Here is a 20,508-nt window from a genome sequence, read left to right on the forward strand (position 1 = left end):
ATGGCCACGACCGCCCCCGTCCCCTTCGACGTCAAGCTCATGAACCTCACGGCGACGCTGGTCTTCGCCGTGTTCGGTGTCGTGCTGCTGGCGGCGGGGGCGTGGTGGGTGCTGCGCCAACCCTTCTTCCCGATCGCCGGCATCAAGGTCGACGGCGAGGTGACGCACAACAACGCGGTCACGCTGCGCGCCAACGTGGCGCCGCAGCTGGCGGGCAATTTCTTCACCGTCGACCTGGCGCGTGCGCGCACGGCTTTCGAGTCGGTGCCCTGGGTGCGCAAGGCGGTGGTGCGGCGCGAGTTTCCGAACAAGCTGCGCGCCACGCTGACCGAGCACGTGCCGGTCGCGCACTGGGGCGACGAAGCGGGCTCGAAGCTGGTCAACGGTTTCGGCGAGGTCTTCGAGGCCAACGTGGCAGAGGTCGACGACCAGCTCCCGCGGCTGGACGGCCCGCTCGAGCAGGCCGGGCAGGTGCTGGGCATGTACCGCCTGCTGGCGCCGCTGTTCCAGCCCTACGAGCTCGACGTGGTCGAGCTCGGCCTGTCGAGCCGCGGCAGCTGGCACGTGCTGCTCGACAGCGGTGCGCTCGTCGAGCTGGGCCGCGGCCGCAGCGAAGAAGTCGTGGCCCGCACCGAGCGCTTCCTGCGCACCGTGTCGCAGGTGGCTGCGCAGTACGGCCGCACCGTCGCCTCCGTGGAAGGCGCCGACCTGCGGCACAACGAAGGCTATGCGCTGCGAATGCGCGGCGTCACCACGGTCGTCAACGACCCCAAGAAGAAATAAGCGAACACCGAGGACATTCCATGCCCAAAGAATACAAAGACCTGGTCGTCGGACTCGACATCGGCACCGCCAAGGTGATGGTGGTGGTGGCCGAGGTCCTGCCCAACGGCGAACTCAAGCTCGCCGGCCTCGGCGTGGCGCCGAGCAACGGCCTCAAGCGCGGCGTGGTGGTCAACATCGACGCCACGGTGCAGAGCATCCAGCAGGCACTGAAGGAGGCCGAGCTGATGGCCGACTGCAAGATCGGCCGCGTCTACACCGGCATCACCGGCAGCCACATCCGCGGCATCAACTCCAGCGGCATGGTGGCGGTGAAGGACAAGGAAGTGACGCCGGCCGACGTGGCCCGCGTGGTGGAGACGGCACGCGCCATCAACATCTCGAGCGACCAGCGGCTGCTGCTGGTGGAGCCGCAGGAGTTCGTGATCGACGGCCAGGATGTGAAGGAGCCGATCGGCATGAGCGGCATGCGGCTGGAGGCCAAGGTGCACATCGTGACGGGTGCCCAGAGCGCGGCCGAGAACATCATCAAGTGCGTGCGCCGCTGCGGCCTGGAAGTCGACCAGTTGATGCTGAACCCGCTGGCCTCGAGCCAGGCGGTGCTGACCGAGGACGAGCGCGAGCTGGGCGTGTGCCTGGTCGACATCGGCGCGGGCACGACCGACGTGGCGATCTTCACCAATGGCGCGATCCGCCACACGGCCGTGATCCCGATCGCGGGCGACCTGATCACCAGCGACATCGCGATGGCGCTGCGCACGCCGACCAAGGACGCCGAGGACATCAAGGTCGAGAACGGCTACGCCAAGCAGCTGCTGGCCGACCCTGACACGCAGGTCGAGGTGCCGGGCCTGGGCGACCGCGGCCCGCGCATGTTGAGCAAGCAGGCGCTGGCCGGCGTGATCGAGCCGCGCGTCGAGGAGATCTTCTCGCTGGTGCAGCAGGTGGTGCGCGAGTCAGGCTACGAGGAAGTGCTGTCGTCCGGCATCGTGCTGACCGGCGGCAGCGCGGTGATGCCGGGCATGGTCGAACTCGGCGAGGACATCTTCCTCAAGCCGGTGCGCCGCGGCATCCCGAAGTATTCGAGCGCGTTGTCCGACATGGTGGCCCAGCCCCGTGCGGCTACCGTCATGGGGCTGCTCGAAGAAGCACGTTTTGCACGCATGCGCGGCTACAAGGTCGCGCAGAAGAACGGATCGGTCAAAACCGCATTCGGACGCTTCAAGGACTTCATCGTCGGGAACTTCTGACATGAAGCACTACCCCCTCTGGCTGGCCCGCGGCAGTCCGCCCCGGCACTTCAACGAGCGATGGCGGCGGACCGGTCCGCCATCCCCACGAGCTACCGGTCCGCGCACAGAAAAATAGTTCAGAAACACACGGCAACTGCAAGCAATCTAGGAGTCACCAAATGGCCATCGAAATGATCGAAATGGAAGAGTTCAACCAAGGCACGCAAATCAAGGTGATCGGCGTGGGCGGCGGCGGCGGCAACGCGGTCGCGCACATGATCGAGCGTGGCGTGCAGGGCGTTCAGTTCTCCTGCGCGAACACCGACGCGCAAGCGCTGTCGCGCAGCAACGCACCCAAGCTGATCCAGCTGGGCAACAACGGCCTGGGCGCCGGCGGCAAGCCCGACAAGGGTCGCGAGGCGGCCGAACTGGCAGTCGACGAGATCCGCGCGGCCATCGACGGCGCGCACATGCTCTTCATCACCGCCGGCATGGGCGGCGGCACCGGCACCGGCGCGGCACCGGTGATCGCGCGCATCGCCAAGGAGATGGGCATCCTCACCGTCGGCGTGGTCACCAAGCCCTTCGACTGGGAAGGCGGCAAGCGCATGAACAACGCCGACAGCGGCCTGGCCGAACTGGAAGCCAACGTTGACTCGCTGATCGTCATCCTGAACGAGAAGCTGCTCGAAGTGCTGGGCGAGGACGTGACGCAGGCCGAGGCCTTCGCGCATGCCAACGACGTGCTGAAGAATGCCGTTGGCGGCATCTCGGAAATCATCAACGAGTACGGCGGCGTGAACGTCGACTTCGAAGACGTGCGCACCGTGATGGGCGAACCCGGCAAGGCCATGATGGGCACGGCCGCGGCCAGCGGCCCCGACCGCGCCCGCATCGCCGCCGAGCAGGCCGTGGCCTGCCCGCTGCTCGAAGGCATCGACCTGTCGGGCGCCAAGGGCGTGCTGGTGCTGGTGACGGCCTCGAAGGGCTCGCTGAAGCTGTCGGAATCGAAGCTGGCGATGAACACCATCCGTGCCTACGCATCGCCGGACGCGCACGTGATCTACGGTGCCGCCTACGACGAGAACCTCGGCGACGAGATGCGCGTGACGGTGGTCGCCACCGGCCTGTCGCGCCCCGACGCACGCCGCCAGGCCCCGACGCTGGAGGTCATCCGCACCGGCACCGACAACATCGCCTTCACCGTGCCGACCCTGGGCGGCGTGGGCCATGCCGGCGCGCACGGCCAGCCGAACTACGAAGGCATGGCCGTGCCGAGCGTGTGGCGCACCAACCGCACGATGGCGGCGGCCAAGGTCGACGCGCTGTCCTCGGGCGGCATGGACGACTTCGAGATCCCCGCCTTTTTGCGTCGGCAGGCTGATTGAGGTCGACCGTGTGACTATGGAGGCCATAGCGAGCCGTGCGTTCCGGCGCAAGACTCGCGCTCCTAAAATCACGGCCGTGCTGCAACAACGAACGCTCAAGTCCATCACCCGCGCCGTCGGCGTGGGTCTGCACAGCGGGCAGCGGGTGGAGCTCACGCTGCGCCCGGCGGCGCCGGACACGGGCATCGTGTTCCGACGCGTCGACCTGCCCGAGCCGGTGGACATCCCGATGACGGCCGAGGCCGTCACCGACACGCGCCTGGCGTCGACCGTCTCGAACGGCGGCGCCAAGGTGCAGACCGTCGAACACCTGATGTCGGCCTGTGCCGGCCTGGGCATCGACAACCTGGTCATCGACATCACGGCCGATGAAGTGCCGATCCTCGACGGGTCGGCATCGTCGTTCGTCTTTCTTCTCCAAAGCGCGGGCATCGTGCTGCAGCAGGCACCGCGCCGCTTCATCCGGGTGGTGAAGCCCGTCGAGGTGCGTGAGGGCGACGGTGCCAACGCCAAGTGGGCGCGGCTGGAGCCCTACCACGGCTTCAAGCTGAGCTTCGAGATCGACTTCGACCACCGCGTGGTCGATTCGACCGGCCAGCGCGTGGAGTTCGACCTGGGCAGCGGCTCGTACAGCCGCGACATCGCGCGGGCGCGCACCTTCGGCTTCACCAAGGAAGTCGAGTACATGCGCAGCAAGGGCCTGGCGCTGGGTGGCGGGCTCGACAACGCGATCGTCATGGACGACACCAAGGTGCTGAACGTCGGCGGCTTGCGCTACGACGACGAATTCGTGAAGCACAAGATCCTCGACGCAATGGGCGACCTGTACGTGATCGGCCGCCCGCTGCTGGCCGCCTACAGCGCCTTCCGTTCGGGCCACGCCATGAACAACCAGCTGCTGCGCGAACTGCTGCGGCACGAGGACGCCTACGAGATCGTCACCTTCGACGACGAGAAGCTCGCCCCTGCAGGCTTCGCCGAAGTGGCGCGCGCCTGGTAGCGCCGGCGTACCGACCGATGCTGCTGTTCCGCTGGGCCATCCTTCTGCTGCTGCTCGTGGCCGGCGTGTCGTTCGCGTTCTATGCGGGCACGGGCCAAGTGAAGTACTGGCGCTTCGGCTGGATTGTGCTCAAGTGGACGATGCTGGCGGCGTTCGGATTCTTCGCAGTGCTGATCGCCGAACGCGTGGCTTGAAGCTTCAGCGCGTGCGACCCTTGCGGTACATGCCGCTCGTGCTGCGTGACAGATCCGCCGCCTCGCCGAGGCGCGCCATCGAACTGCCGACGTGCGCATGCGTGATCGCGATGCCCAATGCGTCGGCGGCGTCGCTGCCGGGCAGGCCGGGCAGGTCGAGCAGGCGCTTGACCATCTCCTGCACCTGCGCCTTCGCGGCCTGGCCGTGGCCTGCGACCGCACGCTTCATCTGCAGCGCGGTGTACTCGGCGACCGGTAGGTTGCGCGACACCAGCGCCGTGAGGCAGGCCCCGCGCGCCTGGCCGAGCAGCAGGGTGGACTGCGGATTGACGTTGACGAAGACGATCTCGACCGCTGCCGTGTCGGGCTGGTAGCGCGCCACGATCTCGCCGATGCCGTCGAACAGCACCTTGAGCCGCTCGGGCAGGTTCCCGCGCTCGAGGTGCCTGGTGCTGATCGTGCCGCTGGCGACGTAGCGCAGCGCATGGCCGTCCAGGTCAACGACGCCGAAACCGGTGGTTTGCAGGCCGGGGTCGATACCGAGGATGCGCATGTCGAAGGCGGAACAGCGCCGACGGCGGGCCGTCGGCAGCGGGGTGATGGGCTTTCGACTGTAGCCGACCGCCCCCCGCCGTCGCGTGCGATCAGAACCGGTGGCGTACGCCGACGGTGTAGCCGTTGCGGCTCTTCGGCCCGCCCGAGGTCGTCGTGCCGTTGAGGTTGGCTTCGCCCTTCAGGCGCGTGGTGTCGAGTTCCGCATAGATGTCGGTGCGACGCGACAGTGCGTAGTCGGCCGCGAAGACGAAGAAGTCTGCCCGTGCGTCACCGGCGACCGTGGGGCCCGACTGCTTGGTGCGGTAGTAGTGCGCGCCGAGATTGAGCAGCGGCGTGATCTGGTAGCCCAGGCCGATGGTCGCGAGGTCGCGTTGGTTGGCCGCCAGGAAGGCCGGTCCGCCGAAGTTGCCGTTGGCGACCGAGGTGCCGCTCCACAGGCTCGACAGCACGGCCAGGTCGACCGGTGCGGTCAGCGGGCCGCCGTCGAGCTTGTTGCGGCCGTAGCCCAGGTTGATGTACCACTTGTCGATGCGGTAGGAACCACCCAGTGTCCAGGCGTCGAGCTTGCGGCCCGACCCGAACTCGTAGTTCTGGAAAGCGCCGCCCACGGCCAGGCCACCGGTGGCATAGCGCAGGTAGGCGCCGACCGTCCGGCCCCCGGTGGGTGCGTCTTCGTCGAAGGAGTACTGCAGGCCGCCCCGGAAGTCGCTGTACTCGGCGACGTACTTGATCATGTTGCTGGCACGCGCGCCCAGCGAAAAGCCGATCTCCGGCTTGAACGCATCGAAATACGGCGAGTAGGGAAACGACGCATAGGTGCTGGTCACCACGTCGAACAGCACGTTGTACTGGCGGCCGAGCATTACGCGGCCGAAGCTGCTGCTCTGCAGGCCGACCCAGGACTGCTGGAAGTAGTTGGTCGTCGCCTGCGTACCGGTGTCCGTGTTGAAGCGGTTTTCCAGGTTGGCCAGCGCGCGCAGCCCGCCGCCCATGTCCTCGGTCACGTTGATGCCCCAACGGCTCTGCGACATGCCGCCACCGATCATCTGCGTCAGGCGCCCGTCACCCGCCGGGCCTTCGTTGGTCGTGTGCCGGACAGCGGCGTCGACGATGCCGTAGATCTGTACGCTGGACTGGGACCAGGCCAGGGGGGCGGCGGCGAGCAGGGCACTGGCCATCGAAGCTTTCCTGAGCATTCTGCGTCTCCTCGTTGTGGTGCCCGCTACTCTAGGGTAGGACCACGCAGTTGCGACGAAGTGTTTCCTGCTCGATTTCCCCTATGGGTGAACGCGGCACAACTTGCTACCAATCGGTAGCAAGTTGAAGACAAAAGGTTTGCTGAGGAGTGGTTCGGGGCGAGCAGAGTACGGCAAGTGTTCAGGGCTCGACGACCTTCTCACGCAATGAATGAAGCACAGGCGAACAGCGGGGTGGCCCCGCCCGGTCCCGCGTGCTCGAACTGCAGCCCAGTCTGCCGCAGCGACGGCGTCCCGCCATAGAATCGCCCCAAAAAAAGGGGGGTCTCATGTTCGCATCGACGGATACGGCGTCGCCGTTGCGCCTGGGGTGCGCGCACTCCACCGACACGCGTCGCGTGCATTAGGCGGCTGCATGCTTGTCAAGATCGTGATCACGCTCGTCGGCGCGGGCCTCGGCGTGCTCTGCGGGATGTACGCCGTGCTGCTGGGCGGCGCGGGCCACGGATGGACGTCCGCCTGGCCCTATGGCGGCATGTCTCTCATCCTTTTCCCGTTGGCCTTCTACAACCTGTCGAACTACCGGAAGTCGCCGCCGGCGTTCAGCGTGGCCATGCTGGTCGTGGCGATCGTGCTCGACCTTTTCCTGTATTCGTCGACCGTGTCTCAGGGTGTCTTGCATTTCGAACGCACGGGTTCCGCTGCATGGGCCTGGATCGCGCTTTGGTCGGTTTGGCAAGTCGCTTTCGCTGCAGCCTTGTTTCTCGCGCCGACGCGCGTCGCGGAGCCCGCTTCACGCACGCCACGATCGTGAACACCGGCGAAGGGCCGAGGTGGGAAGGAAGTGACGGCGCCGCGCGCACGCCAGGTCGCTGTGGGGCTACTGCACAGGGAGATGGACATGAATGTGATCGAGTCGTCGGCACAGCAGAAGCTCGAAGAGGCCGAAGCCGTTTTGCAACGCATTGGGACTGTCAACGATCCGAGTCCCGAAGAACATCTTGGCGCCGCCTGGCTGCACAAGGCGCAGGCGCTCGCGGTGCTGGGCCGCCATGCGGAAGTCGTCGAAACCTGCGATGCCCTGGTGGCGCACTGCGCTGCCGATGCGGGCAGCGCGCCCGCTGGGTCGCGGAAGCACTCACCACGAAGGGGCTCCCCCTTCGCGTGCTGAACGACCGCGAGGCCGCACCCACCGCCTATGCCGCCGTGGGCCATCAGTTCGGCGATGCGCGTACCGCCGAGGTGCGCGAATGGGTCGCCAGAGCCGCGTTCGAATACAACGCACGGAAGGCAAGCTTGCGGTCCTCGCGCCAACGACAGGCAACGCGGCGCGAACGTTTCTCGGCCGCCTGCTGCGCGGGCGAAAGTAGCGCCCGCGTGGCACCCGGCGCTGTCAGACGCCGAAGTACCAGCGCACCGAGTGGAAGAAGATGGGCGCAGCGAAGCACAGTGCATCGACGCGGTCCAGGAGGCCGTTGGCACCGGTCACGCCGACGCCTTTCTGGCCCCAGTTCGGAATGCCCCGGTCACGCTTGAGCGCCTTCATCACCAGGTGGCCCATCGAGCCTGCGACGCAGGCGATGAGCGCCATGGCCAGCGCCTGGCCGAACTTGAAGGGCGTGATGAAGGACATCGCCGCGCCGACCACGCTGGCGATCGCCATGCCCAGGCCCCAGCTGGCCCAGTTGAAGCTGCGGCTCACGTGGGGTGCGAAAGGCTCGCGCGCCAGCCAGCGCCCGACGATGCTGCGCCGCGCGACATCGGCTTCGTCCGGCGGCAGGTAGGCGAAGCGGCGCGCGATCAGGTGCTGCACCACCATGCAGGTCTGCACCACGAAGACCAGGAAGAACACGAGGAAGGCGCTCTTGCCTTCGTAGTCGGGGAAGGACAGCAACAGCAGCGCCGGCACGTGGCTCAAGCCGTAGACGCACACCATGATGCCCCACTGCAGCTTCGCGTTGCGCTCCAGAAACTGGCTGGGGTCGTTCGCCAGTGCGCTTACCACCGGAATGGCGATGAACACGTAGACCGGGATGAAGACGGTGAAAAGGTCGAAGCGCGCGGTCCCCACCAGGATGAACTGGATCGGCAGCACCACGAAGAAGGCCAGGATCAGGCTGCGGTGGTCGCCGCGCCGCGTCGGCGACAGCGTGATGAACTCGCGCAGCGCGAAGAAGGCGATGAAGGCGAACAGCAGCGTGGCCACACCCGGCCCGAGCGCCCAGCCGATCCAGAACACCACCGCCATGAACCAGGTGGTGCGCAGCAGCGCGCGGAAATCCGCGAACTCGCGCAGCCAGGCGTCGCCATGGGCCGCGTTGCGCCGCTCGCGCAGGCTGACGAGCAGCGTGGCGATGCTCACCAACGTGAGCACGCCGAAGACGATCAGGAACAGGGCCGCGACCTGGTGGGTCGGCGAGAGGTTTCGCAGGAAGGCGTTCATACGTGTCGCAGTGCCATCACGGCATCGCGCGCGCGGTCGAGAAAGGCGCGGCGTTCTTCGCCAGGCGCCAGCACGATCGGGGCGCCGAAGGTCACCGAGCAGAGGATCGGCACCGGCACGATCTCGCCCTTGGGCATGACGCGCTGCACATTGTCGATCCAGGCCGGCACCAGCACCACGTCCGGGAACATCTGCGCCAGCGTGAAGAGGCCCGACTTGAACTTCTGCGGTTCACCGGTGTGGCCGCGCGTGCCTTCGGGAAAGATGATGATCGAGTCGCCGCTTTTCAGCGCCTCGACAAGCGGCTGCAGCGGCGCCATCGGGTCGGGCGGCGGTGCGCCTTCTTCGGCCGGGGCGGGCGTGCCGCCGCGTTCCACATAGATCGCGTTGAACACCTCGGTGGTGATCCAGCGCTTCATCGGCGTGTTGGCCCAGTAGTCGCGCGCGGCGATCGGCCGCGTGATGCTGCGCAGTTCTTCGGGCAGTGCGGCCCAGATCATCACCAGGTCGAGGTGGCTCTGGTGGTTGGCGAAGTAGATGCGTTGCTCGGCCTTCGGCGGGCAGCCCCACCATCGCGCCTGCGCGCCGGTGAGCAAACGCACCAGGCCCAGCAGCATCCACCCCAGCAACTTCGCAGCAAGCATGGCGGCGATGATACGGGGCCATGACGACACCTCCTGCCCTTGCCGGGCGCTTCGATGCGCGTGCCTTCGCCACCGCGCTGGTGCTCTTCGTCCTTCTTGTGTTGCTGGCCACCTTCGGCGCGCGCGCCGGTTGGCTGCGCGGCTTCTTCGGTGATGTGCTGGCCGTGGTCTGGCTGTACTTCGTGTTCAAGACGGTGGTGGCGGCGCGGCCGATGCTGCTCGCGCTGGCCGCCTTCGGCGTGGGCTCTGCGCTGGAACTCGGCCAGTATCTCGCTCAGCTGGGGCATTGGCAGATCGCGAACCCGCTGTTGCGCGTCGTCATCGGCAGCACGCCGGACTGGCTGGACGTGCTGGCCTACGCCATCGGTGCCGTGGCGGTCGTCTCGGTCGAGCAGCGCGGGAAGCACCGTAGAGTCGCAGCATGACGACGCAACGATTGCTGCCTGCCCGCGCCGAGGACATCCTGGCGCTCATCGACCTGATCCTCACGCATGGTCCCAACCCGTGGAACTGGCTGCCGCCCGATGACGTGGCGCGGCATGTGGCACAGATCGCGACAGGGGAGGTCGGCGCGGTGGTCGCTTGGGAAGGCGATGCCGTGCAAGGCGTCGTCACCTTTTGCCAGACGCAGCACTTCGCGCGCTACCAGCCGGCCGGGCACACCGCACAGCCGCAGGGCTATGTGTGCGAAGCGGTCGTGCACCGTGATGCCGTCGGGCAAGGGCTGGGCGCCCGCCTGTTGCGAGCGGCGCTCGATGCGTTGAAGGCGCAGGGCCTGAACGCGGTCTACATCGACCGCCATGAAGAGAACGCCGCCTCGGCCGGGATGATGCGCAAGGCCGGGTTCACGGTGATCGATACCTTCGACGAGCCTGCGAAGCGACCGAACGGCTCGGGCCGCACCACCGTCTGCCGCATCGTTTTCGATGACGGCACTCCGTCTGTCTAGGGCAACTCGGCCGCCGACATCCGCGCCATGATGGTCGACGCGCGTCCGCTCACGTAGGGCGAGCCAGGGCGCTTCTCGAAGAACTTGGGGCTCGGCAGCATCACGGCGAGGCGCGCCGCCTCGTTGGCGTTCAGGCGCGCCGCCGGCTTGTTGAAGTAGTGCTGCGCCGCGGCCTCGGCGCCGAACACGCCTTCGCCCCACTCGACGTTGTTGAGGTAGATCTCGAGGATGCGGCGCTTGCTCAGCAGCAGCTCGAGCGCGGTCGCGAGCACCAGCTCCTGGCCCTTGCGCAGCAGCGTGCGTTCGCCTGACAGCAGCAGGTTCTTCGCCAGTTGCTGCGTGATGGTCGAGCCGCCGCGGATCTTCGCGGGCGCCGGCTCCTTGCCGCGGGCGCGGGCCTGCGCGGCACGACGCGCCGCGATCTCCTCGGCCTTGGCGTTGCGCTGGCGGGCCCGCTCGATGGCCTCCCATTCGATGCCGCCGTGGTAGATGAACTCGGCGTCCTCGCTGGCGATCACCGCGCGTTTGAGCGTGTCGGCGATGCGCTCGTAGGGCACCCATTCCTGCTGCCAGCCGGGCGACTCGCCGCGCTTCGCGTTCGCCCGCCCGTTCGTCGCGATCTGCCACGCCTCCGATCGCTGGAAGGCGGTCGATTCCGGTGCGACCACCGCCATGAACGCGATGCGCCCGAGGAAGAAAAGTTGAAGGGCCAGGCCCGCCACCACCAGGCAGAACAGCCAGCGCGCGATCTGTCGCATGCGCCTAGCCGTCGACCCGGGCGCGCAGCTCGGCCAGCACCTGCGCCGCCGGCGGGCGAACGCCGCGCCAGATCGCGAAGGCTTCCGCCGCCTGCTCGACCAGCATGCCAAGGCCGTCGCGCGGCACCGCGCGATGCGTGCGGGCCCAGTCGAGGAAGCCCGCGGCGGCCGGCCCGTACATCATGTCGATCGCCAGCGTGCCGGGCTTGAGCACCGACGCTGCGACCGGCACCGCGCCGCCCGACAGGCTCGACGCGCTGGCGTTGACCAGGATGTCGAAGTTGCCGTCCACGGTGTGCAGTTCCTGCGCCTCGATGCTGGCGTGGTGTTCCAGCGCCAGCGCGGCGTGGCGCTGCACCAGCGTGATGGCCTTCGCCAGCGTCCGGTTGGCGACCACCACGCGCCGCGCGCCGGACGCCAGCAGCGGGCCGAGCACGCCCGAGGCCCCGCCGCCGGCACCGATCAGCAGCACGTCGCGCCCGGCGATCGGCACGCCGGCGTTGCGCTGGATGTCGTTGACCAGGCCCACGCCGTCGGTGTTGTCGCCGTGCACGCCATCGTCGCGAAAGCTCAGCGTGTTCACGGCCTCGGCCAGTGCGGCGCGTTCGCTCAGGTGCTGGGCGACGGCGCGTGCATCGAACTTGAAGGGCACGGTGACGTTGCAGCCACGTGCGGTGCCGGCCGGGTCGGCGCGAAAAGCAGCCAGGCCTTCGGCGAAACCACCGAGTTCGATGCGGCGCCGGCCGTAGTCCAGGGCCTCGCCGGTCAGTTCGGCGAAGCGGGCGTGGATCCAGGGCGAGCGGCTGTGCTCGACCGGGTTTCCCATGACACAGTACAGGTCCATGGTGCTCAGTTCGGCCGTGACGACAGCTGCGTTTCGAGCGTCTCGTCGCGCGTGAAGCGAAAGCGCGAGGGCAGCACGATCTGGTCGGCCTGGCGCCGCATCGCGTCGCTGAAGCGGCCGAAGTTGCCGATGCTGCGCACGATCGCCTGCGCCCGGCGGTCGAGCGCGAGGTTGCCGGACGTTTCGACCACTTCGGTGGCCAGCAGGCTGCCGTCGAAGTTGACGGTGACCAGCATGGTGAGCTCGCCATACAGCTTCTTGCCCGCGACTTCGGGGAAGTTCTCGGTGCCGCGCGATTCGATGCGTCGGCGCAGCGCGTCGACGTACACCGCATAGGCGGCCTCGCGCGTCGAGGGGCTGATGTAGCGCTTCTTGGGGCGGGCGTTCTCTTCGTTGACCCGGCGCTCGATCTCAGCCAGCAGGTTGATCAATTGCCGGCGCTTTTCCTCTTGCGCCTTGGCCTCGCTCGGGTTGCCCTGCTGGCGCGGGTCCGGCATCGGCATCGCGGCGAGCTGCTGCTTGATCTGGGCCAGCAGCAACTGCTGCTGCGCCTGCATCGCCTCGACCTTGCGTTCGGCTTCCTCCATCGAATCGCCGATGGTGGTGAAGGTGGAGGGCGGCAGCGGGCTGGTGGCACGGCCGCGGTCGAGGTCGCCGCCGCCGGCCATCGACTTCTGCGCGATCGCCATCGCCTTGTCGGGCACCTCGTTGGTCGACGCGTTGACCAGGATGATCTCGAGCGGCGTGTCCTGGAACACGCGGTTGAACGTCTGCGGATCAACGAAGCGCACCGCCAGCAGCGCGGCGTGCACCACCACCGACAGGCCGAGGGCGATCTGCAGGGTGCTCAGGTCTTTGAGGTTCATGGCGCTCTCGGCGGGCCGGTGCTCAGGCCGGCGTGTTCTCCGCGGGCGTCTCGCTGTCGTTGAGGTCCACGGCGATGGCGATCGGGCCGGCCACTTCTTCCTCTTCGTCGGCACCGCCCTCGTCGAGCGCGGCCGCATCGGCCGGTGCGTCGAGGCGTTCGAGCACCGTGCCGTGCACGTCGAGCGCGATCTCGTCGATCTCGCCCAGCTTCACGCGCACGTGGGCGCCACGTTCCTGCTGGCCGGCCACCGGGAACACCAGCGGCAGCGTGTCGGCGCGCACCAGCGCACCGTTCGGGATGTCCTTGATCACCGTCGCGGTCAGTTCGCCGATGCCCTCCTGCTGCAGGTACTTCAGCGTCCAGAAGCGCTCCATGCCGCCCTGGTAGGCGTTGTAGGTCGCATAGGCCGCGTCGAAGCCCGAGAGGATGGAGAACAGGTCGGCGTCCTTCGGCTTGAAGGGCGCGGCCAGCGCGGCGGTCTTGCCGTGGCGGGCTGCCGCGATGATCTGCCACTGGTTCACCAGGTCGGTGTAGCGGCGCAGCGGCGAGGTGCTCCAGGCGTAGCTCTTCACGCCCAGGCCGGCGTGCGGCAGCGCGCGGGTGCCCATGCGCACCTTGATGCCGGGCGCCAGGCTGGCCTGGCTGCGGTAGAGGCCCGGCACGCCGAGCTCGCCCAGCCAGCCGCCCCAGCCACTGTTGGCCAGGATCATCGCTTCGGAGACGATCAGGTCGAGCGGTGCGCCACGCTGGCGCGTGCTGATCTGCACCTGCTCGTGGCCTTCGGGTTCACCGTCGTTGCCGACCAGACGGAAGTTGTAGTCGGGCCGGTTGAAGTTCTCCGGCTTGCCGCGCACGACTTCGCGCTGCGCCTTCAACTGCTTGGCCAGGCGAAACAGGAAGCTCAGCGGCGCGCGCAGCGTGCTCACGATGTCAGGCGTGTCGGCGCTGATCACTGCAGCGTCTTCCAGCCAGGCCTGCGTGATGACACCGTCGAGCCGGTCGTGCCGCAGGTTGGCGACGATCGGCACCCGCTCGATCTTCGTCTCGGTGCCCTGCAGTTCCAGCGTGGCTTCGTCGAAGCGCGCGTAGAGCGACACGGCCGGGCGGTCTCCGCCTTCGAGCAGCGTGTAGCTCTGCACCACCGCGTCGGGCAGCATGGTGATCTTGTAGCCCGGCATGTAGACGGTGGACATGCGCGCACGCGCCACCTGGTCGAGCGGGCTGCCGGGTGCGAAGGCCAGGCCGGGTGCGGCGATGTGCACGCCGACCGTGACTGTGCCCGTGCCCAGGCCCTGCACCGACAGCGCATCGTCGATCTCGGTGGTCTGCGAATCGTCGATCGAGAAGGCCTCGACGCCGTCGGCGCGCGGCAGGTCGTCCGCAATGGCCGGCGCGCTGAGCGCAGGCGGGAAGGCCGTGCCCTTGGGGAAGTTCTCGAACAGGAAGCGCTTCCAGTGGAACTGGTAGGCCGAATCGATGGCGCCGGCGCGCTCCAGCAGGTCGAGCGGCGCGCGCTGTGCGGTGCGCGAGGCCTCGACCACCGCCTTGTACTCCGGCGCGTTCTTGTCGGGCTTGAAGAGGATCTTGTAGAGCTGCTCGCGCACGGGGGCCGGGCATTCGCCCGCCACCAGCTGTGCCGCCCAGTCGGCAATCTGCGCCAGCACCTGCTTCTTCTTCTCGATCGCGACCAGCGCCTGCTGGATGATCTCGGCCGGGGCTTTCTTGAACCGGCCCTTGCCGGCGCGGCGGAAGTAGTGCGGCGCCTCGAACAGCGCATACAGCGCTGCGGCCTGCTGCACCAGCGAGGGGTTGGCCTGGAAATACTCGGTCGCCAGGTCGGCGAAGGCGAATTCGCCCTCGGGCGCGAATTCCCAGGCCAGGTCGAGGTCCATGCCGGCGGCGAGCGCGCGGGCTTGGGCGATCAGCTCGGCCGGGGCCGGCTTCTCGAAGCGCAGCACGATGTGCGCACTTTTGACCTTGACCCGCTTCCCGGTGTCGAGCTCGACCTGCGCCGATGCTTCGGCCTCCGACAACACGCGGCCGCCGAGGTACTTGCCGGCTTCTTCGAACAATACAAACATGGGCGCGATTGTCCCATGGGCCACCCGGCACCGGCGCCGGCGGCCCCGGCGTCAGACCGGATCGATGAAGCGCAGGACGGCGTCGAGGTGCTTCGACTCGAAGTCGGACAGCGCATGGTCGCCGCCCTCCAGGAGCCGTACCCGGCTGCCCGGGTAGCGGGCCGACATCTCGCGCCAGTCCAGCACCTCGTCGCCCTTGGCGACGATGGCGAAGATGCGCTCGGGCCGGGTGACCGTGCCGACTTCCAGCGTACGAAGCTCTTCGATGAACTCGGGCCGGAAGTAGAAGTGTTGCGCGGGGTCGTGCCAGGCGGTCTGGTCGCCGATGTAGCGGGCCAGGTCGCGCGCCGGGTCGACGGCCGGGTTGAGCAGCACCGCCGGGCAGCGCGTCATGGCCGCAACGTAGGTCGCGTAGAAGCCACCCAGCGACGAGCCGATGACGGCCATGCTGTCGCGTGGCCAGGGGTCGATGCCGCGCATGACCATGTCCATCGCTTCGCGCGGCGAGGGCGGCAACGGCGGGCACCACCAGTGCACGCCCGGGTGGTGCCGCGCCACGCGTTCGGCCACCAGACGGGCCTTCATCGACCGCGGCGACGAGCGGAAGCCGTGCAGATAGAGGAGATGGGTGGTGGGCATCGGACGCTTGTGGTGATGGCTGGTGGATTCTGGCAATAAAAAAGCCCCGCGGGTGCGGGGCTGCTGTGGCATCGAATGCTACTGGAGTTTGTAGAGCGCGAGTTTCTTGCTCACCTCGACCTGCCGCGAATTGCGCGCCCACAGTTCAAGCAGGTTGAACGAGCTGCCCTCCGCATACTGGCTGGTGAGGGTGGGGTCGCAATGCACATCGGAGCCGCCCTGCTTGGAGCAATAGATGATGCCCTTGCGCTGTGTGCTCGTGAGGCTCGTGCTGTCGTTGAACGACGCGTTGGTGGGGCCCCGGCCGATCACGCTGAACGATGTGGGCGCCAGCGCACCTGCCGGCAGCAACCACGCGTCGAGGTCGCCTTCACTGCTGAAGTCGATGATGTTCGGGTCGCCCACGCTCGGAACGCCGAAGGTATAGCGTCCCGTAGCGCTCGTTCCTGCGATCAGTTCCGCCTTCTGCACGGGCGTGGCCTGAACGAAGGCGAGCTGCCGGATCTCGCCGATCGTCTGCGCCCGCGAGACGGTGCGGTAGGTCTGGACCACGGAAGGGCCGCTCGTCGGGAAAAATTCCAGCTGCCAGACGCTTTGGTTCTGTATCGCGCTGAGCTGTGCCTCGGTGTAGTTGGGCGACACGAAATAGATGCCGGTCTCTGCGGCGCTCACCGAACCCGTGTTGGCCTTGTCCTGGAACTCGCCAGCCAGGCGGACGATGCTGGTCGAGAGGAGCTGGCCCGATGCGTTCGTGCCGTCCTTGCTCAAGGCCAGGAAGGAAAGTCCCGACTGCGGATAAAAGACCATCTTCGTTGCGCTGAACGGCGAGGTGACTTCGACCTTCGTGAAGACCGATGCGTTGGACACCGTCTTGTTGTCGATGGAGATGTTGTAGCCCGTCGTGTACGAGCTGAAGTTGGGCGCGTTGACCAGTTCACGGTCTTCCGAGTAAGGCCGTACCGAGGCGCGGTAGTCGTAGTTGTTGCCGACCAGCTTGAGCACGCCATCCACGTTGCGCGCGATGATCGTGTCGTTGTCGGTGCCGCCGAAGCGGTCGGTCGTACGGTAGCTCAGCACGAAGTCGCCTGAGCTGCGCACGAACTCGAAATTGCCGCGGTCGAACTTCACGCCGGTCGCGCCCTGGCGGAAGACGCCTGCGAACGAGCCGTTGTTGTTCGCGTCGCGGCCGACGTAGTAGCCGTTGCTGTAGAACGTGGCCGGGTCATCGCCGAGGAACAGTGTCTTGCAGGCCGGCGCGATCACGTTGACCGCGGTCCCGATCGCGTTGGTCGTGTCGTTGACCGCACCGCCCCCCTGCGCGGTGGCACCGGAGCCGCCCACGCGCTGCGACAGCGGCAGGGCGTAGCAGGCGGTCAGCCGATCGAACAGCGCAGCGACCACGGCCGGCGTCGGCGTACGCGCGACGGCCGCTGTAGTGATGGGAGGCAAGGTCGGCGTGGTGGCGTCGGCGGTGTTGAATGCGATGGATATCGGCGCGGCGCCGTCGCTGGCCGGAATCGTCTTGACGGTGATTTCGATGTTGGCCGACGTGCCGTTCGGCAGCACGCTCACCGAGATGGTGTCGAGCAGCTTGTCCTGACCGGTGCCGTCGGCGACGAAGGCGCCGGACATCGGATCGATCGTCATGTTCAGCGCGGTCAACAGCGGCTGCAGCGCGGCGATGAGTTCGCTCACCTGGGCCTGGATCGTCGTGGAAGTGACGGTTTCCGGTTGGGTGGTGATCGCGCCGGCCAGGCTGGCCGGATTGCCGTCGGGCGACAGTTGCGAGACGACGATGGTCGTCAGCGGCGTGACGTTGGCCGTGCCACTGCCGGCGCTGGCCGTCGTGCTGTAGAAGCTCAGCTCGTCGCGGCTGGCCTTGATGACCAGCGGCGCCTTGGTGCTGAGGGGAAGGGTGCAGCTGTAGGCGCCCTTGTCGTCGGTCTGGGTCGCGCAGACCGTGGCGCCGGTCTGGTCCGTGACGGTGACGGTGGCGCCCGCGAAGGCCGCGCCGGTGGCGGCCACGCCGCCCAGCGTGGCCTGGGTCGCGACCGGCTCGGTCACCGGGGGCGTGGTCCCCGTGCCGGGTCCGGCACTGGATCCGCCATCTCCTCCTCCACCGCATGCGGCCAGTGACAGCAGCAGCGCGGCTGCCAGACCCGCACGGGTTCTCGTGTTCATTGTCATGTCGATCCTCAGATTGATTTGTTGCAGGGCTGTTACATGCAGCCGGCGCCAGTGTCTGTGCCATGAGCCGATGGCACATCCCATGAATCAGTGAGTAACGAAAGATTTCCAAGTGTTTCGCGACCTATGCTCTCGCCGATGAATACCGCGGTATCAACGGGCCTGGGGAGGCCGTTCCAAGTGCTGGTCGTGGAGGACGACATGCGGGCGCGCGGCTTTTTCGAGCAGAGCGTGCGCGCGAGCGACCGTCTTCGGTGGATGGCCGGCCTCGGCACAGTGCGCGAGGCGCTGGAATGGCTGGCCGCGTCGGTCGAAGCGCCGGATGTTCTGCTGGCTGATCTGGGACTGCCCGACGGCAGCGGGCTTGAGGTGATCCGTGCGACGGTGGCCCGCTTCCCCCAGTGCGAGCCGCTCGTGATCTCGGTTTTCGGCGACGAGGACAACGTGCTGGCGAGCATCGAGGCCGGCGCCGTCGGCTACCTGCACAAGGACGCACCGCCCGAGGACATCGCCCAGACCATCCTCGACATGAAGGCCGGTGCGTCGCCCATCTCGCCCATGATCGCGCGCCGTGTGCTGGCCAAGTACCGCCTTCTGCATTCGGCGGCCAGCGCCGGGGCACAGGCCGAGGTGGCGGCGGCCGTCGCCCCGCCGGCCGTGCCGAGGGCCGACGCACCGGCGCTGCTGTCGACACGCGAACAGGAGGTGTTGACCCTCATCGCCCGCGGTTTCTCCTACGCGGAAATCGCGCGGCTCAAGTCGCTGAGCGTGCACACGGTGCAGACGCACATCAAGAACCTCTACGGAAAGCTGGCGGTGCATTCGAAGAACGAGGCGGTGTTCGAAGCGACGCGGCTCGGGTTGCTGCGCCACCCGGGCTGAGCGTGGGCCGGATGCGGGCGATGTGGCGTTTCGTCCTGCTGGTGCTCGCCGCCGTTGGGGCCAGCGCTGCCGCCGCGGACGGGTCGAGCGCGCCGTTGCACACGCTGCGCAGCGGCACCGTCGTGAGCAGCGTCGATGGCCGCACGCAAGAAGCCGCGGTCACGCTGCCCTACCACTGGGACCGCATGCACCAGGGCCGGCCGGGCGAGGCGCGCTTCACGCTGCCCTTCCGTGTGGCGGAGACACCGGCCGAGCCGTGGGGCCTGTTCATTCCGCGCGTGGGCAGCGCCTTCGACGTCGCGTTGAACGGCCACGTGCTGCAAACCTACGGCGACCTCGCGCGTCCGCACGGCGCCGACTACGCCAAGGCGCCGATCTACCTGCCAATACCGGCCCACCTGCTTCTGCCGGGCGACAACGTGCTGCAGATCCATATCCGCGCCGACTCCGGCCGCCGCGCCGGGCTGTCGGTGCCCACGATCGGGCCGGCCGTGCCGATCCGCGGTACCTTGTTCGCATCCGCGTACGCGTGGCGCTTCACGGGCTCCGTGCTGTTGTCGGCATTCAGCGTCGTGGTCGGCGCCATTTCGCTGGCGCTGTGGTTCACGCAGGCCGATACGACCGGCACAGGCCGGCCGCGACGCGAGCCCTTGTACCTGTGGGCGGCGCTGGCGGAATTCTGCTGGGCGCTGCGGGTGGCCGACGGCGCCATCCGCGAGCCACCCCTGCCGTGGGTCGCCTGGGGCGTGCTGATGACGGCGTGCTATTCCGGCTGGGCCGGTTCCTGCGTCATGTTCTGCCAGCATCTCGCCGGCTGGCAGGACCGGCCCGGCATGCAGTGGCTGCGACGCGCGGTGGCTGTCGTCTTCACCGTTCCCGTTCTTGCCTGCTATGTGGCCCTGACACGGGCCGAGCCCTTCTGGCTGACCGGCTGGCTGGCGCTGGAGATCGCCGCGGTCACGGCCTACGTCCTCTTCTTCCTGGGGGCGACCGTCAGGCGGCCGACGGCCGCACGGGTGCTGGTGGCGTCGGCGCTGGCCCTCACCCTGGTGGTGGCGGTGCGCGACTGGGTCGTCATCCGCGTCAGCGACGCCTATGGCGACACGACCTGGGTGCGCTACACCTCGCTGTTCTTCGGCATGGCGTTGCTGGGCGTGGTGCTGATGCGCTTTCGCGACGCCAGCGCCCAGTCGCGCGACCTGTTGCGCACGCTCGCCGTTCGCGTGGCCGACCGCGAGCGCGAACTGGCGTCGGTCTATGGCCACCTGGAACGCGCCGCGCGCGAACAGGAGCGCACACGCGAGCGCGAGCGCATCCTGCGCGACATGCACGACGGCGTCGGCTCGCACATCAGCTCGGCGATTCGCCAGCTGCAGTCCGGCCATGCCAGTCATCCCGAGGTGCTGCGCACGCTGCGCGATTCGCTGGACCAGTTGAAGCTGTCCATCGACTCGATCCAGTTGCCGCCGGGCGATGTGCAGGCACTGCTGGCCGGCCTGCGCTACCGGCTCGAGCCCCGCTTCGCCAGTTCGGGCATCGCGCTCGAATGGGCCGTGGATGAACTGCCGTTGCTGCCGCGCCTGGACGCGCCCTTGATGCGGCAGCTGCAATTCCTGCTCTTCGAAGCCGTGTCGAACGTGCTGCAGCACGCGCAGGCCGGCGTGCTGCGGATCGAGGCGGCGACGGCTGATGCCGCGGTGCGCATCCGCGTCATCGACGACGGCGTCGGCTTCGACGCGACGAAGGTTCCGCGCGCGCTCGCCCAACGGGCCGCGGCGATCGGCGCGACGATCGCCGTGCAAAGCCGACCCGGCCGCACGGTCGTCCAGGTCGATTTCGCCTGAGAAAGCGGCGCGGGCGTCGAT

21 protein-coding genes are annotated in these 20,508 nt (G+C 67.8%); 11 read left to right on the top strand and 10 right to left on the bottom strand.

From position 1 onward, the window contains the following. The 5 genes from ACSFA2_RS05305 to ACSFA2_RS05325 all read left to right on the top strand — a co-directional run bounded on the left by ACSFA2_RS05305 (position 1) and on the right by ACSFA2_RS05325 (position 4,597). Positions 1 to 783, top strand: a complete 783-nt coding sequence (locus tag ACSFA2_RS05305; RefSeq protein WP_435454272.1) for a cell division protein FtsQ/DivIB — start codon at positions 1 to 3, stop codon at positions 781 to 783. A gap of 20 nt (positions 784 to 803) precedes the next feature. Then, positions 804 to 2,033 carry a cell division protein FtsA gene (gene ftsA / locus ACSFA2_RS05310; protein ID WP_262077509.1) on the top strand — a complete coding sequence of 410 codons (1,230 nt, stop codon included), beginning with the start codon at positions 804 to 806 and terminating at the stop codon, positions 2,031 to 2,033. 161 nt (positions 2,034 to 2,194) lie between these two features. Continuing rightward, positions 2,195 to 3,403 carry a cell division protein FtsZ gene (gene ftsZ / locus ACSFA2_RS05315; protein ID WP_435454273.1) on the top strand — a complete coding sequence of 403 codons (1,209 nt, stop codon included), beginning with the start codon at positions 2,195 to 2,197 and terminating at the stop codon, positions 3,401 to 3,403. Between the two features lie 76 nt (positions 3,404 to 3,479). Continuing rightward, entirely contained in the window at positions 3,480 to 4,403 is a 924-nt protein-coding gene (lpxC, locus tag ACSFA2_RS05320; protein ID WP_435454274.1) for a UDP-3-O-acyl-N-acetylglucosamine deacetylase, read from the top strand. 17 nt (positions 4,404 to 4,420) lie between these two features. Then, positions 4,421 to 4,597: a hypothetical protein gene (locus tag ACSFA2_RS05325; protein ID WP_435454275.1), complete on the top strand. Its 177-nt coding sequence runs from the start codon at positions 4,421 to 4,423 to the stop codon at positions 4,595 to 4,597. A gap of 4 nt (positions 4,598 to 4,601) precedes the next feature. Here ACSFA2_RS05325 and ruvC read toward each other — a convergent pair whose 3' ends face one another. Beyond that, a complete protein-coding gene (gene ruvC, locus ACSFA2_RS05330; RefSeq protein WP_435454276.1) occupies positions 4,602 to 5,150 on the bottom strand; it encodes a crossover junction endodeoxyribonuclease RuvC in 549 nt (182 codons plus the stop codon). A gap of 91 nt (positions 5,151 to 5,241) precedes the next feature. Then, positions 5,242 to 6,330: a porin gene (locus ACSFA2_RS05335; RefSeq protein ID WP_435454277.1), complete on the bottom strand. Its 1,089-nt coding sequence runs from the start codon at positions 6,328 to 6,330 to the stop codon at positions 5,242 to 5,244. A gap of 433 nt (positions 6,331 to 6,763) precedes the next feature. On the opposite strand from ACSFA2_RS05335, the gene ACSFA2_RS05340 reads away from it, so the two are divergent. Together ACSFA2_RS05340 and ACSFA2_RS05345 are read left to right on the top strand one after the other, a co-directional pair. Further along, positions 6,764 to 7,162, top strand: coding sequence for a hypothetical protein (locus ACSFA2_RS05340; protein ID WP_435454278.1), 399 nt, complete (start codon positions 6,764 to 6,766; stop codon positions 7,160 to 7,162). A gap of 87 nt (positions 7,163 to 7,249) precedes the next feature. Beyond that, the gene (locus ACSFA2_RS05345) at positions 7,250 to 7,519 is read left to right on the top strand and encodes a hypothetical protein (protein ID WP_435454279.1); all 270 of its coding nucleotides are present in this window, start codon (positions 7,250 to 7,252) and stop codon (positions 7,517 to 7,519) included. A gap of 222 nt (positions 7,520 to 7,741) precedes the next feature. Here ACSFA2_RS05345 and ACSFA2_RS05350 read toward each other — a convergent pair whose 3' ends face one another. Together ACSFA2_RS05350 and ACSFA2_RS05355 are read right to left on the bottom strand one after the other, a co-directional pair. After that, complete coding sequence (locus ACSFA2_RS05350; protein WP_435454280.1) at positions 7,742 to 8,791, bottom strand: phosphatidate cytidylyltransferase; 1,050 nt, start codon at positions 8,789 to 8,791, stop codon at positions 7,742 to 7,744. Beyond that, a complete protein-coding gene (locus tag ACSFA2_RS05355) occupies positions 8,788 to 9,435 on the bottom strand; it encodes a lysophospholipid acyltransferase family protein (protein ID WP_435454281.1) in 648 nt (215 codons plus the stop codon). The genes ACSFA2_RS05350 and ACSFA2_RS05355 overlap by 4 nt, the downstream gene beginning before the upstream one ends. Before the next feature lie 20 nt (positions 9,436 to 9,455). Here ACSFA2_RS05355 and ACSFA2_RS05360 point away from each other — a divergent pair, with 20 nt between their 5' ends. Beyond that, positions 9,456 to 9,860, top strand: coding sequence for a ribosomal maturation YjgA family protein (locus ACSFA2_RS05360; protein WP_435454282.1), 405 nt, complete (start codon positions 9,456 to 9,458; stop codon positions 9,858 to 9,860). After that, on the top strand, positions 9,857 to 10,384 hold the full coding sequence (locus tag ACSFA2_RS05365; RefSeq protein ID WP_435454283.1) for a GNAT family N-acetyltransferase: 528 nt from the start codon (positions 9,857 to 9,859) through the stop codon (positions 10,382 to 10,384). Before ACSFA2_RS05360 ends, ACSFA2_RS05365 begins: the two co-directional genes overlap by 4 nt. Here ACSFA2_RS05365 and ACSFA2_RS05370 read toward each other — a convergent pair. The 6 genes from ACSFA2_RS05370 to ACSFA2_RS05395 form a co-directional block, all read right to left on the bottom strand. Next, the gene (locus ACSFA2_RS05370) at positions 10,381 to 11,142 is read right to left on the bottom strand and encodes a transglycosylase domain-containing protein (RefSeq protein WP_435454284.1); all 762 of its coding nucleotides are present in this window, start codon (positions 11,140 to 11,142) and stop codon (positions 10,381 to 10,383) included. The two genes, ACSFA2_RS05365 and ACSFA2_RS05370, sit on opposite strands and share 4 nt — an antisense overlap. Positions 11,143 to 11,146: 4 nt before the next feature. Continuing rightward, positions 11,147 to 11,986 (bottom strand): shikimate dehydrogenase, encoded by an 840-nt coding sequence (gene aroE, locus ACSFA2_RS05375; RefSeq protein WP_435454285.1) that lies wholly within the window; start codon positions 11,984 to 11,986, stop codon positions 11,147 to 11,149. Positions 11,987 to 11,991: 5 nt separating this feature from the next. Beyond that, the gene (locus ACSFA2_RS05380) at positions 11,992 to 12,852 is read right to left on the bottom strand and encodes an energy transducer TonB (protein WP_435454286.1); all 861 of its coding nucleotides are present in this window, start codon (positions 12,850 to 12,852) and stop codon (positions 11,992 to 11,994) included. 22 nt (positions 12,853 to 12,874) lie between these two features. Continuing rightward, positions 12,875 to 14,935 (bottom strand): ribonuclease catalytic domain-containing protein, encoded by a 2,061-nt coding sequence (locus ACSFA2_RS05385; protein WP_435454287.1) that lies wholly within the window; start codon positions 14,933 to 14,935, stop codon positions 12,875 to 12,877. A gap of 51 nt (positions 14,936 to 14,986) precedes the next feature. Then, positions 14,987 to 15,574: a YqiA/YcfP family alpha/beta fold hydrolase gene (locus ACSFA2_RS05390; RefSeq protein ID WP_435454288.1), complete on the bottom strand. Its 588-nt coding sequence runs from the start codon at positions 15,572 to 15,574 to the stop codon at positions 14,987 to 14,989. 78 nt (positions 15,575 to 15,652) lie between these two features. Beyond that, a complete protein-coding gene (locus ACSFA2_RS05395) occupies positions 15,653 to 17,755 on the bottom strand; it encodes a carboxypeptidase regulatory-like domain-containing protein (protein WP_435454289.1) in 2,103 nt (700 codons plus the stop codon). A 132-nt stretch (positions 17,756 to 17,887) separates the two neighbouring features. Here ACSFA2_RS05395 and ACSFA2_RS05400 point away from each other — a divergent pair, with 132 nt between their 5' ends. Further along, positions 17,888 to 18,643, top strand: a complete 756-nt coding sequence (locus tag ACSFA2_RS05400) for a response regulator (protein WP_435454290.1) — start codon at positions 17,888 to 17,890, stop codon at positions 18,641 to 18,643. A 20-nt stretch (positions 18,644 to 18,663) separates the two neighbouring features. Continuing rightward, complete coding sequence (locus ACSFA2_RS05405; RefSeq protein ID WP_435454291.1) at positions 18,664 to 20,487, top strand: sensor histidine kinase; 1,824 nt, start codon at positions 18,664 to 18,666, stop codon at positions 20,485 to 20,487. Positions 20,488 to 20,508: the final 21 nt, after the last annotated feature.

Source organism: Variovorax cryoconiti (assembly GCF_051216395.1).
GTDB lineage: Bacteria > Pseudomonadota > Gammaproteobacteria > Burkholderiales > Burkholderiaceae_C > Variovorax.